We start from the raw sequence: 11,944 nt of genomic DNA, 5'->3' as shown, positions 1-11,944 counted from the left end.
AACTACGCCACCCTGTTCGGTAACGACATCCACCGCGCCATCTTCTTCAAGACCATCTGGTCGAGCGTGCTGGTCACGCTGCTGACGCTGGCAGTGAGCTATCCGCTGGCCTGGTACCTGGCCAAGGTCGCCACCCCGCGCCAGGCCGCGCTGTGTATCCTGCTGCTGATCGTGCCGTTCTGGATCAACGAGATCCTGCGCACCTACTCCTGGTTCATCATCCTGGCGTTTCGCGGCCCGCTCAACGAGGTGCTGATGGCGCTGGGGTTGATCGAGCGGCCGATCCGTTTCCTCAGCGGCAACGGCGGGGTCATGGTGGGCATGGTCTACGCCTACATCCTGTTCATGGTGTTCCCTCTCTACAACGCCATCGAGAGCCTCGACGACAACCAGGTGCGCGCCGCCCGCGATCTCGGCGCCGGCACCGTGCGCACCCATCGGCGCATCGTCATTCCCCACGCCAAGCCGGGCATCGCCACCGGCTGCATCATGACCTTCATGCTGGCGGCGGGTAGCTACGCCGTGCCGGCGCTGCTCGGTTCGCCGGGCAGCCGCTGGTTCACGCAAATCATCTACAACTGGTTCTTCGAGGGCGGCAACTGGAACCAGGGCGCGGCCTACGCCTTCCTGCTGCTGGTACTGTGCATCGGCTTCATGTCGTTGGTGATGAAAGTGTTTAAAGTTGGTCTGGGGGACATCGGAAGATGAGTTCGCAACGCTTCCTCGCCTTCGGCCTGCGCTTCTATGTGGTGATCTTTTTCGCCTATCTGTTCCTGCCGTTGCTGATCATGGCGGCGGCGACCTTCAACGACAGCCGATTTCCCACGGTGACGCCGTGGGACGGCACCACGCTGCGCTGGTTCGGCGAGCTCGCCGCCGACAGCGGCATGTGGCAGGCGCTCGGCAACAGCCTGATCGTGGCGACCGGCGTGCTGCTGGTGGCGGTGCCGATCGGCATCGCCACGGCGCTGTTTCTCAATACCGTCTCCAGCCGCGCCAAGCCGTTCCTCTACGCCCTGATCCTCTCGCCGCTGCTTACGCCCGGCGTGATCATCGGCATCTCGACGCTGATCTTCTGGCGCCAGTTCGGCGTCAGTGGTGGGATCTTCCTCACCGTGCTGGGCCAGGCCACCTTCATCGCGGCCTATGTGATGCTGATGGTCACCGCGCGCCTGCAGCGGTTCGACCGCACCATGGAGCGCGCGGCGCTGGACCTCGGTGCCAGCCAGTGGCAGATGTTCCGCCGCATCCTGCTGCCGTACCTCAAGCCGGCGCTCTACTCGGCGGCCGTCATCGCCTTCCTGCAATCCTTCGAGAACTACAACACCACGCTGTTCGTGGTCGGCTACGATACCACGCTGACGGTCTACATCGCCTCCAAGGTGCGTACCGGGCTGACGCCTGCGGTCAACGCGCTAGGGCTGATCCTGATCCTGATTACCGTATTGTTTGCCGTCGTCTACGAACTCAAGCGGCGGCGGGAAGCGGCACGAATCGTGAAAGGGGTCTAATCCACCGTTGCCGGAACCGCGGCGAGCGGCCGAACCGGTAGCCAGACGTGAGCGGCCAGCCCGCCCAGGGGAGAGGCATCCAGTTGCAGCCGGCCGCCGTGCAGCGTCACCAGGTCGGCGACGATGGCCAGCCCCAGGCCGTTACCGGAGCGCCGCTCGTCCAGGCGTGCACCTCGGCCCATGGCGGCTTGGCGCTGAGCTTCGTCCATGCCGGGGCCGTCGTCCTTCACGCAGAGCCAGATCCCGTCGTCCCCGGTACGCCCCTCCAGGCGGACATGACCGTTCGCCCAGCGCAGGGCGTTGTCCAGCAGGTTGCCGACGAGCTCCTGAAGGTCCTGGGGCGCCATTCGCACGCGCAGGCCGTCCGGCAGGCTGTGTTCGAGCTGCACGCCGCGGCGACCGGCAAGCCGCCCCAGGCCGTCGAGAATGGGAGCCAGCACCTCGGCCACCGCGACCTTGGGGGCCAGGCCGACGTCACCCGCCGCGGTGGCACGGGCCAAATGGTGGCGCACGGCGTCGTCGATGCGTTCGAGCTCGTCGCGCATCTTGGTGCGGCGCGGCTCCTCGATGCCATCGGCCAGGGTGGTCAGCACGCTTACCGGGGTCTTGAGGGCGTGAGCCAGATTCCCGGCGGCATGGCGGGCGTGCTCCATCAGGCGCCGGTCACGAGCCAGCACGGCGTTCGTGGCGCCGGCAAGGCGAGCCAGTTCGGCGGGCAGGCGGGTGTCGAGCCTTTCGGCATCGCCGTTCTCGACCTGCACCAGGTTGCCCTGCATGCGCCGCAGCGGCGCCAGGCCCCAGCGCACCTGCAGCGCCAGCATCGTCAGCACCAGCAGGCCCAGGCCGGCGAGCGACAGCGCCACTAGTCGGGCGAAGCGGTCCAGCTCGAGGTCCAGCGTCTCGCGCGGCGCCGCTACGCTGACGTGCAGCGGCGCCTCGAGCGGGGCCAGGTGAATGTCGCGCTCGACGACACGCAGCGGTGCGCCGCGCGGGCCCTCCAGGTCATGCCGGACCACCCCGGTCGATTCGCGTACGGGCAGGCGCTGGTCCCATAGCGAGCGCGAAGTCAGCACTCGTTCGCCGCCGTCGCTGACCTGCCAGTACCAGCCGGAGAAGACTTGTTCGAAGCGCGGGTCGCCGAGGTTGCGCTCCTGCACCAGCCGCTGCTGCACGTTGTCCCAGGCTAGCCCGGCGATCACCACGTTGAGCAGCGCCTCCAACTGGCGGTCGAAGGCGCCGGTGGCGGTGGTGCGAAAGTGCTGGGCGAGGCCGAGGCCCGCCAGCGGCAGGGTAAGCGCCAGCACCAGCAGGGTGGCCAGTATCAGCCGGCTGGCCAGCGACAGTCGGTGTAGCCGGTTCATGAGGCCTCGGCGCTGTCGATGAGCCGGTAGCCCTGGCCGCGGCGGGTCTCGATTCGCTCGGCCCCCAGCTTGCGGCGCAGGCGGCTGATCTGGACGTCGATGACGTTGGAGTCGGGCTCGTGATCGCGGTCGTAGACGTGTTCGGCGAGTTCGCTGCGGCTGACCACTCTAGGGGCGGCATGAGCCAGATAGGCAAGCAGGCGAGACTCCTGCGCGGTCAGGCTTATCGGTCGGCCGGCCAGGCTGACGCTGCCGGTGTGGGTATCGAAGGCCAGCTCACCGATGCGCAGCACCGGATGGGCGTGGCCGTGGCTGCGGCGCACCAGGGCGCGCAGGCGGAACAGCACTTCGGCGGTCTCGAAGGGCTTGGTGACGTAGTCGTCGGCGCCGGCGGAGAAACCAGCGGCCTTGTCGGCCCAGCGGGTACGGGCGGTCAGCACCAGCACCGGCAGTTCGATGGCGTCTTCCCGCCACTCGGCAAGCCAGCGGCTGCCGTCGCCGTCGGGCAGCCCCAGGTCGAGGATCACGGCATCGTAGGCTTCGGTGCGCACCAGGAAATCGGCCTCGCTGCCGCTGGCGGCCCGCTCGACCAGCACGCCGGCCTCGTGCAGTGCCTCCGTCAACGCCTCGGCCAGCGCGGCGTCGTCCTCCACCAGCAGCACCTTCATTGCGCCTCCTCCTTGCGCCGCATGCCGTCGATGTTGACTCCCTCCATGCCGATCAGCTCGCCGCTCTCGGCGTCGAATTCGAACTCCACCACCTGGCCCTGGGGGCCGAGCATCTCCACCTCGTAGATCGTCCGGCCGTCGTCGCGCTCCAGCTCCACCTCGAGCACCTGCCCCGCGTAGCGCGCTTCGAGCCAGTCGAGGATCTCGGGCAGGGCGACCAGGCGGCCGCTGCGTACCGCTTCATGCAGGTCGCGCCAGTGATCGTCGGCCAGGCCATGGCTCGCCGTCAGGCCGAAGAGCGCCGACAGCAACAAGATGGGCAGCGCTCGACGCTCGCGCGCTGCGAGCCAGCGGGAAGGCAGTGATCTAAGGAAGCGTGTCGTCATGTCGCCAAGGATGCCGGGCCTGACATGAACACAGCATGAACGTCGCCGTCAGCTTCGGGCAAGGTGGCCGCTGGTAAAACTTGAGCTGTTCCCTGAACGGGGGCACCTAGAACGTGACCATGAATGGAGGCACTACCATGAAACGCAAGATGATCCTGATCGGCTCACTGGCCACCCTGATGCTCGCCGGCACCACGGCGCAGGCCGATGATGGCAGCCTGGCGTCTGATCGCCTCGATGAGGTGCTGGATCAGGCCGCATCCTTCGGATTTCAGCACTATCAGGAAATCGAGGCCAAGGGCCGCGACAGCGTCGAGATCGAGGGCTGGCTCGATGAAGAGTGGCAGGCCGACGTGCGCCTGTCGCTGGAGAGCGGCGAAACCCTCGAAGAGGAGCGCAAGCGCCGCGGGGGCGATGCCTGGGGCATGAGCGAGGACGATGTGCGTATGGCCATGGAGGCGGCGATGGCCGAAGGCCTGGCCGAATTCGACGAGATCCAGGTCGACCGAGATGGCCGCATCGAGATCGAGGGTCGCGACGCCGACGGACGCGAGATCGAGGTGCGCAGCCAGCAGGGCGAGAGCGGCGCGACCGACGTGGAGCGCGACTGAGGCTATTCGCCGGGGGCTGCCCCGGCGACGCTCCAAGCTATCCAGAACAAGCTATCGAGAAAGCGAGCAGACGTAACGCAGGGCCCGTCGCGGGAAGCGCGGCGGGCCTTGCCTATCTACCTATCCTGAGAAGGAGGGGCGCTCTTTCTCAGCGCTGGCCACCCCACGCGCTCTCCAGCACCTCGAGCGCCGCGGCGATGGCGGGCTCCTCGCTGCGCTCGCGCCGCCACACGAAGCACAGAGCGCAGGGCAGGCGCACGCCTTCGACGACCGTCAGGCCGCGCTCCTGGCGCTCGGCCATGGCCAGGGCGTCGCGGGCCAGGCTCAGGCCGACCCCGGCGCGGACCAGGTCGAGCATGCATGCCTCCTGATCCACCTGAGCCACGCCGTTGGGCGTCAGGCCGAGCGGACCGAGCACGCCATGCAGCAGCCGGTAATGGGCCGAAAGTGTCGGTGTGACGATCCACGGCAGGGCGGCCAGGCTCGCCCAGTTGCTGGCGGCCACTCGGCTGCCCCAGCCGGGCGGTGCCACCACGTGATAATCGAAGTGGGTCAGCTCACGATAATCGATCTCCGGCGCCTCCGGGCCGGGGCCTTCACCGGGCGGCGCGAGGAAGAAGCCCACATCGAGTTCCTCGCGGCGAATCCACTCCAGCACGCTGCCGCTCATGCCGTGCTGCAGCTCGGTCTCGAGCTGCGGCGCGCTCTCCACCAGGCGGTGCAGGAAGGCGCCCAGGCGTATGAACTCGGGATCGACGATGGTGCCGATGCGCAGCCTGCCGTGCAGCGTACCGTGGAGGGCACGGGCGCTCTGTTCGAAGGCGGCCATGGCGGCCAGTGCGCGCTCTGCCGCCGGCAGCAGGGCCTGGCCATCGTCGGTCAGCGCAAGCCCCTGGGGGCGACGGCGGAACAGCGTCAGCCCCAGTTCCTCCTGGAAATGCTTGAGTTTGAGGCTCACGGCGGGCTGGGTCAGGTGCAGCCGTGCGGCGGCCCGGGAGACGCTGCCTTCCCGGGCCACGGTGACGAAGGCGCGCAGGGCCTGGAGGTCATGCATGCAAATTGGCCACGCAAGTGAGTGATATGAGCAAAGCTTATATCTGGCTTTGATATTACTCAATTGATCCTGGCTTCGGTCGCGGTAGTCTGGACTCACGACATAACAACGATGCAATGGTGCGGCCCGGTTCGCCGAGCACGGACCATCGAGAGGGAGCATGCCATGGCAGAGCAGGAATTCGACTATATCGTGGTGGGCGCCGGTACCGCCGGCTGCCTGCTGGCCAATCGCCTCAGCGCCGACCCTGCCAACCGGGTACTGCTGGTCGAGGCGGGCGGACGCGACAACTACCATTGGGTGCATATCCCGGTGGGCTACCTCTACTGCATCAACAATCCCCGCATCGACTGGTGCTTCAAGACCGAGCCGGACAAGGGCCTCAACGGCCGTTCGCTGATCTACCCGCGCGGCAAGACCCTGGGCGGCTGCTCCAGCATCAACGGCATGATCTACATGCGCGGCCAGGCCCGCGACTACAACGGCTGGGCCGAGGCGGCGGGCGACGACGCCTGGCGCTGGGAAAACTGCCTGCCCGACTTCATCAAGCACGAGGATCACTATCGCCTGGACGAAGGCGGCGATGCCGATGCCGCCCACCGCGACTACCACGGCCACGGTGGCGAATGGCGGGTGGAGAAGCAGCGCCTCAAGTGGGAAGTGCTCGACGACTTCGCCGAAGCGGCGGTTCAGGCCGGCATTCCACGCACCCGTGACTTCAACCGCGGCGACAACGAGGGCGTCGACTACTTCGAGGTCAACCAGCGCGACGGCTGGCGCTGGAACGCGGCCAAGGCCTTCCTGCGCCCGGTGTGCGAGAAACGCAGCAGCTTCACCCTGTGGCACTCATCCCAGGTGCACCGGCTGCTGTTCGAAACCGAACAGGGTCGACGGCCCCGCGCCTGCGGCGTCGAGCTCGAGCGCGACGGCACCATCGTCCAGGTGAGGGCGAAGCGCGAGGTGATCCTGGCCGCCGGCGCCATCGGCTCGCCGCAGTTGCTGCAACTGTCCGGTATCGGTCCGGCGGATCTCCTGGCCGAGCACGGCATCCCGCTGGTCCATGAACTGCCCGGCGTCGGCGAGAACCTGCAGGATCATCTGCAGATTCGCTCGGTCTATCGCGTCACGGGGGCCAAGACCCTCAATACGTTGACCGCCTCGTGGCTGGGCAAGGCCAGGATCGGCATGGAGTACCTGCTGCGCCGTACCGGCCCCATGAGCATGGCGCCCTCACAGCTGTGCATCTTTACCCGCAGCAGCGACGATTACACGCACCCCAACCTCGAGTACCACGTACAGCCGCTGAGTCTGGAGGCGTTCGGCCAGCCGCTGCACGACTATCCGGCAATCACCGCCAGCGTATGCAATCTCAACCCCACCAGCCGCGGCAGCGTGCGCATCAAGAGCCGCGACCCGCGACAGGCCCCGGCCATCGCGCCCAACTATCTCAGTACCGAGGAGGATCGTCGCGTGGCGGCGGACTCGCTGCGGGTCACGCGGCGTATCGCCGAGCAGCCGGCCTTCGCCAAGTACCGCCCGGAGGAGGTCAAGCCCGGCGTGCAGTACCAGAGCGACGATGACCTGGCCAGGCTGGCCGGCGACATCGGCACCACGATCTTCCATCCGGTAGGCACGGCCAAGATGGGGCGCGACGACGATACCATGGCGGTAGTGGACGCCCGCCTGCGGGTGCGCGGCGTCGTGGGGCTGCGGGTGGTGGATGCCAGCATCATGCCCACCATCACCAGCGGCAACACCAATTCGCCGACGCTGATGATTGCCGAGAAGGCGGCGGGCTGGATTCTTGGCGATGGTAAGAATCCTGACACACAGGCAAAATAGTATTTGACCTGGGAGCGCGAAGAGCGCAAACTGCGCGCAGTTGGTTAGCAAGTCGAACATCGCAAGTGGTCATCGAAACGCTCTTGGCGTCGATTTCCCGGTGAAAAGTTTCTTGTTTTACCCACTGCAACTCGGGTATCTCCCGGAAAATCAATGCTGTTAGAGGAATTCGATAATGGCAACTGGCACAGTCAAGTGGTTCAACGACACCAAGGGCTTCGGCTTCATCTCTCCGGACGACAACGGTGACGACCTGTTCGCTCACTTCTCCGAGATTCAGGCTGACGGCTTCAAGACTCTGCAGGACGGTCAGAAGGTCTCCTTCGACGTCACTCAGGGCAAGAAAGGCCTTCAGGCCTCCAACATCAAGGTCATCGGCTAAGCTTCGGCTTACCATGAACTGATGTGCCACCCAGGTGGCAGAGAAGGCCCGCGAAAGCGGGCCTTTTTCGTTTGCGCCACGTTTGAAATCTCTCCATCGGATTATATTATTTGGTTATTTTAGAATTTCTAAAAATAACTTTTTAGAATAAGCGGCGGCAGTGCACAATAGCCCGACGTTCCCCTTGTGCACGGACTTTTCCCATGCCGCTGGATGCCTGGCTAGCTTTTGTCGTCGTCCTTGCCGTCTTCCCACTGATGGCGTTCTCCCGCCTCGGCCCCGATATCGTATTGCTGGGGGCGGTCATCCTGTTGTTGACCCTCGGCGTGATCGACCCGGCCCAGGCGCTGGGCGGTTTCTCCAGCACCGGCCTGTTCACCGTCGCCTTCATGTACGTACTGGTGGCGAGCATCCGCGAGACCGGTGGCATCGACCTGATCATTCGCCACGTGCTCGGGCGGCCGCGCAGCGAGAGTGGCGCGCTGGCACGACTGATACTGCCGGTGGCCGCTCTCAGCGGCTTTCTCAACAACACGCCGATCGTGGCCACCTACGTTCCCGCGGTGTTGAGCTGGAGTCGACGCTTGCAGTTACCGGCCCATCGCCTGCTGATGCCGCTCAGCTTCGCTTCGATCCTGGGTGGCACCGTTACGCTGTTTGGCACCAGTACCAACCTGGTGGTTCATGGTTTGCTGATGGAGCGTCGGCCCGAGCTGACCATGGGCCTGTTCGACATCGCCTGGGTGGGGGTGCCGGTGGCCGTTGTCGGCCTGCTCTACCTGATGCTTGCAGGCGCACGCCTGCTACCGCAGCGGCGCGATGTCGGACAGGCTTTCGAGAACCCACGCGAATATACCATCGAGATGGAAGTCGACTCTGCCGGCCCGTTGGTCAACCGAACCGTGGAGGAGGCCGGCCTGCGGCACCTTCAGGAGCTGTTTCTGGTAGAGATCGAACGTGACGGCAACGTGGTCAGCGTGGTGGGGCCGGGTGAGCGACTCAAGGGGGGCGACCGGCTGGTGTTCGCCGGCACTTCCGATGGCGCGGTAGAGCTGCAGCAGATTCGCGGCCTGGTGCCGTCGTACCACGGGGAATCCAGCCTGAAGAAAGAGTTTCGCGAACGTCGCCTGGTGGAGGCGGTGGTGTCGGACCAGTGCCAGTTCGTCGGCCAGCGCATTCGCGATGGCCATTTCCGCACCCTTTACGGTGCCGCCGTGCTGGCGGTGTGCCGCGGTGGCGAGCGGGTGGCCGGCAACCTGGGCCAGGTGCGTCTGCAGCCCGCCGATGTGCTGCTGCTCGAGGCGCGCCCGCCTTTCATCGAGCGCCACCGGCAGTCGCGGGACTTCCTGCTGATCAGCCAGGTCAACGGTGCGGCACGCCCGGTCCACGAGAAGGCCTGGATAGCCTGGAGCATCCTGGCGGGCGTGGTTGTGCTCGCCACTTTCGGCGTCATGAGCCTGATGAACGCTGCCATGCTGGGTGCTGCACTGGCGCTTGCCAGCGGCTGCTGCTCGGTGGGGGCGGCCAAACGCGGGCTCGATACACAGGTGCTGCTGACCATTGCCGCCTCCTTCGGCCTGGGGGCGGCGCTGGAAAGCTCGGGGGCGGCGGCTGCCCTGGCCGGGCTGGCGCTGGGCCTGGCCGATGGCAGCCCCTGGCTGCTGCTCATCGGCACCTACCTGCTGGTGGCGCTGCTCACCGAGCTGGTGACCAACAACGCTGCGGCGGTCATTACCTTTCCGGTGGTGGTGGCCAGCGCCGAGAGCCTTGGGGTCAGCCCGATGCCCTTCGTGGTGGCGGTAATGTTCGCCGCCTCGGCGAGCTTCCTCACTCCGATCGGCTATCAGACCAACCTGATGGTACATGGGCCCGGCGGCTACCGTTTCAGCGACTTCCTGCGCGTGGGCGGGCCACTCAACCTGTTGACGGCAGCGGTGGCACTGCCGTTGATTCCGCTGGTGTGGCCGTTCTGAGCGAAGTCCATGCCGCCCTCGAAGTGCAGGCTTGTCTCTTGGGTATCCCGCGGCGAAGCCATTGCGGCGGGCTCGCCGCGAACAGGTCTTTGGGTTAGGGTGTCGTTTTTCGATTACCTACGGAAGAACACCATGAGCCAATCCGGCGAACTGATCATCGAGCCGAAGAGCGGTCGTCCGGCCGATGCCTGTGTCTTCATCCTGCACGGCCTGGGCGCCGACGGTCACGATTTCGAGCCACTGGTGCCGGCGCTGCCGCTTGCGCAGGGGCTCAACGTACGCTTCGTGCTGCCCCACGCGCCGCGGCTGCCGGTCACCATCAACGGCGGCATGGTGATGCCGGCGTGGTACGACATCCACGAAATGAGCCTCGACCGTCGCGTCGACACCCGGCAACTGGTGGCCTCCGCGGAGCGTATCCAGGAGTTGGTGCAGGAGCAGATCGGGCACGGCATCGACAGCCGGCGCATCATTCTCGCCGGCTTTTCCCAGGGCGGAGCGGTGGCATACCAGGCTGCGCTCTCCTTTGCCGAGCCGCTGGGCGGGCTACTGGCGATGTCGACCTACTTCGCCACCGCCGACACCATCACGCTTGACGAGGCCAACCGCGAGCTGCCGATCGAGATCCATCACGGCTCGTTCGATCCGGTGGTGCCCGAGTCGCTGGGCAAGGCGGCCTACCAGCGCCTGCAGGGCCTGGGCTATCCGGTCCACTACCAGAGCTACCCCATGGCGCACGCGGTGTGCCCGCAACAGGTAGGCGATGTCGCCAACTGGCTGAACGCTCGGCTGGGCTGACAGTCCATGAGCGACACCACCGCCGATGCATCGCTGCTGCGCGCCTGCCTGCGCAGCAGTCGGCCGAACTTCCTGATCCTGGCACCGCTGTGCGCAGGGCTCGCTATCACCGCGGCCCTCGCCGACGGCTACTCGTTCGCCACTGTCGATGCGCTGCTGGTGCTGCTCGGCGCCTTGCTGTCCCATGCTGCGGTCAACTTGTTCAACGAGCACCACGATTTCCACTCCGACCTGGACGAGATGACCGAACGCACGCCGTTCTCCGGCGGCAGCGGCTCTCTGCCCGAACGGCCCGAAGCCGCCGAGTCGGTGCATGCCGCGGCGCTCGCCTGCCTGCTGGGCGTGGTGCTGATCGGCGTCTGGTTCCTGTGGCGGGCGGGGCCGGTCGTGCTGCTCTACGGCCTGCTGGGACTCGGCCTGGTCCTGGCCTACACCGCTTGGCTGACTCGCCGCCCCTGGCTCTGCCTGCTCGCACCCGGGGTGGGCTTCGGCCTGCTGATGGTACTGGGTGCCCATCAGGCACTGACCGGCGCGCTAACGTCCACGGCTCTCGCGGCTGCGCTGGTACCCACATTGATGGTCAGCGCGCTGTTGCTGATCAATCAGTTGCCCGACATCGATGCCGACCGGCGGGTGGGGCGCGACCACCTGGCGATCCGCCTGGGCCCGCGGCGTGCCGCGCGGCTGGTAGCGGTGCTGCTGGCCCTGGCTTTCGGCGTAGTGCCAGTGGCCTGGCTGGCCGGGGCTCTACCGGGCGCAGCCTGGCTGATGTGGTTGATTCTACCCGCCCTGGTGTGGCTGGTGCGTGGCTTGTGGCGGCTACCGCCGGAGGTCGAGCGGGGCGAACTGGCGCCGCTGCTGCCGCTGATGGGGCTCAACGTCGCGCTGCTGTTGGCGAGCTTGGCCCTGCTCAACATCGGGCTTCTTGTCGCCGCCTGAGGCCCTTCCTGCTCTGCCAGGCTGGCCGGGATCCCGGCGCGGCGACAGACGATATGGCAGACAAGCTCGGACTCTGACAGGCTTAGGGAAGTGGACCTGCCTGTTTGAACTCAGGGGTTGAGTCGGGCAGGAACGATCCCAAGGTAATCAATAGTGCCTGGTCAGCAGCACAAGGAGATTGTGATGATGCCCGATATGTCTGAGGAGTTGCGTTTGCCCGTGGCCTGCCCGAGCTGCGGTAGCCACCTCTATCGTGTTTCGAAGGTTCATAACCCGGATGACAAGGTGTTCTGTGCCTCCTGCAAGCGCTTCCTGTGTCTCTATCACGAAGCGCAGACCATGTTGGAAAAGGGGACAGGCGACGAACTCGAAGCCATGATCGAAGAGGTCGTCAACCGCAACCATCATTGAAGCGGGCA

At 66.0% G+C, this 11,944-nt stretch carries 13 protein-coding genes; 9 read left to right on the top strand and 4 right to left on the bottom strand.

The features are described from left to right. A partial coding sequence (locus HBJ55_RS12240; protein ID WP_167114949.1) for an ABC transporter permease occupies nt 1–708 on the top strand: 708 nt, incomplete at its 5' end. Beyond that, on the top strand, nt 705–1,511 hold the full coding sequence (locus HBJ55_RS12235) for an ABC transporter permease (protein ID WP_167114946.1): 807 nt from the start codon (nt 705–707) through the stop codon (nt 1,509–1,511). The genes HBJ55_RS12240 and HBJ55_RS12235, both read left to right, overlap by 4 nt. Here the strand turns inward: HBJ55_RS12235 and HBJ55_RS12230 are convergent. Genes HBJ55_RS12230 through HBJ55_RS12220 form a run of 3 tightly spaced genes read right to left on the bottom strand, consistent with a single transcriptional unit; the run spans nt 1,508 to nt 3,926 of the window. Next, nucleotides 1,508–2,872: a sensor histidine kinase gene (locus HBJ55_RS12230; protein WP_167114943.1), complete on the bottom strand. Its 1,365-nt coding sequence runs from the start codon at nt 2,870–2,872 to the stop codon at nt 1,508–1,510. The genes HBJ55_RS12235 and HBJ55_RS12230 overlap by 4 nt on opposite strands. Then, a complete protein-coding gene (locus HBJ55_RS12225) occupies nt 2,869–3,540 on the bottom strand; it encodes a response regulator transcription factor (RefSeq protein WP_167114940.1) in 672 nt (223 codons plus the stop codon). The genes HBJ55_RS12230 and HBJ55_RS12225 overlap by 4 nt, the downstream gene beginning before the upstream one ends. Then, nucleotides 3,537–3,926 carry a PepSY domain-containing protein gene (locus tag HBJ55_RS12220; protein ID WP_167114937.1) on the bottom strand — a complete coding sequence of 130 codons (390 nt, stop codon included), beginning with the start codon at nt 3,924–3,926 and terminating at the stop codon, nt 3,537–3,539. Before HBJ55_RS12220 ends, HBJ55_RS12225 begins: the two co-directional genes overlap by 4 nt. Nucleotides 3,927–4,063: 137 nt before the next feature. Between HBJ55_RS12220 and HBJ55_RS12215 the strand changes: the two genes are divergently transcribed. Then, the gene (locus tag HBJ55_RS12215) at nt 4,064–4,537 is read left to right on the top strand and encodes a PepSY domain-containing protein (RefSeq protein WP_240936086.1); all 474 of its coding nucleotides are present in this window, start codon (nt 4,064–4,066) and stop codon (nt 4,535–4,537) included. A 148-nt stretch (nt 4,538–4,685) separates the two neighbouring features. Here the strand turns inward: HBJ55_RS12215 and HBJ55_RS12210 are convergent, their stop codons facing one another. Continuing rightward, a complete protein-coding gene (locus HBJ55_RS12210) occupies nt 4,686–5,591 on the bottom strand; it encodes a LysR family transcriptional regulator (RefSeq protein ID WP_167114930.1) in 906 nt (301 codons plus the stop codon). A gap of 165 nt (nt 5,592–5,756) precedes the next feature. Here HBJ55_RS12210 and HBJ55_RS12205 point away from each other — a divergent pair, with 165 nt between their 5' ends. The 6 genes from HBJ55_RS12205 to HBJ55_RS12180 all read left to right on the top strand — a co-directional run bounded on the left by HBJ55_RS12205 (nt 5,757) and on the right by HBJ55_RS12180 (nt 11,936). After that, a complete protein-coding gene (locus HBJ55_RS12205; RefSeq protein ID WP_167114927.1) occupies nt 5,757–7,433 on the top strand; it encodes a GMC family oxidoreductase in 1,677 nt (558 codons plus the stop codon). Between the two features lie 175 nt (nt 7,434–7,608). Continuing rightward, a complete protein-coding gene (locus HBJ55_RS12200) occupies nt 7,609–7,815 on the top strand; it encodes a cold-shock protein (protein WP_010629501.1) in 207 nt (68 codons plus the stop codon). A 203-nt stretch (nt 7,816–8,018) separates the two neighbouring features. Then, on the top strand, nt 8,019–9,788 hold the full coding sequence (locus HBJ55_RS12195; RefSeq protein WP_167114924.1) for an SLC13 family permease: 1,770 nt from the start codon (nt 8,019–8,021) through the stop codon (nt 9,786–9,788). Nucleotides 9,789–9,920: 132 nt separating this feature from the next. After that, a complete protein-coding gene (locus tag HBJ55_RS12190) occupies nt 9,921–10,586 on the top strand; it encodes an alpha/beta hydrolase (RefSeq protein ID WP_167114921.1) in 666 nt (221 codons plus the stop codon). A gap of 6 nt (nt 10,587–10,592) precedes the next feature. Then, the gene (locus HBJ55_RS12185; RefSeq protein WP_167114918.1) at nt 10,593–11,525 is read left to right on the top strand and encodes a prenyltransferase; all 933 of its coding nucleotides are present in this window, start codon (nt 10,593–10,595) and stop codon (nt 11,523–11,525) included. Nucleotides 11,526–11,711: 186 nt separating this feature from the next. Further along, entirely contained in the window at nt 11,712–11,936 is a 225-nt protein-coding gene (locus HBJ55_RS12180) for a hypothetical protein (protein ID WP_240936085.1), read from the top strand. Nucleotides 11,937–11,944: the final 8 nt, after the last annotated feature.

Source organism: Billgrantia bachuensis, assembly GCF_011742165.1.
Taxonomy (GTDB): Bacteria; Pseudomonadota; Gammaproteobacteria; order Pseudomonadales; family Halomonadaceae; genus Halomonas; species Halomonas bachuensis.
This window is presented reverse-complemented; position numbering and strand designations above follow the sequence as displayed.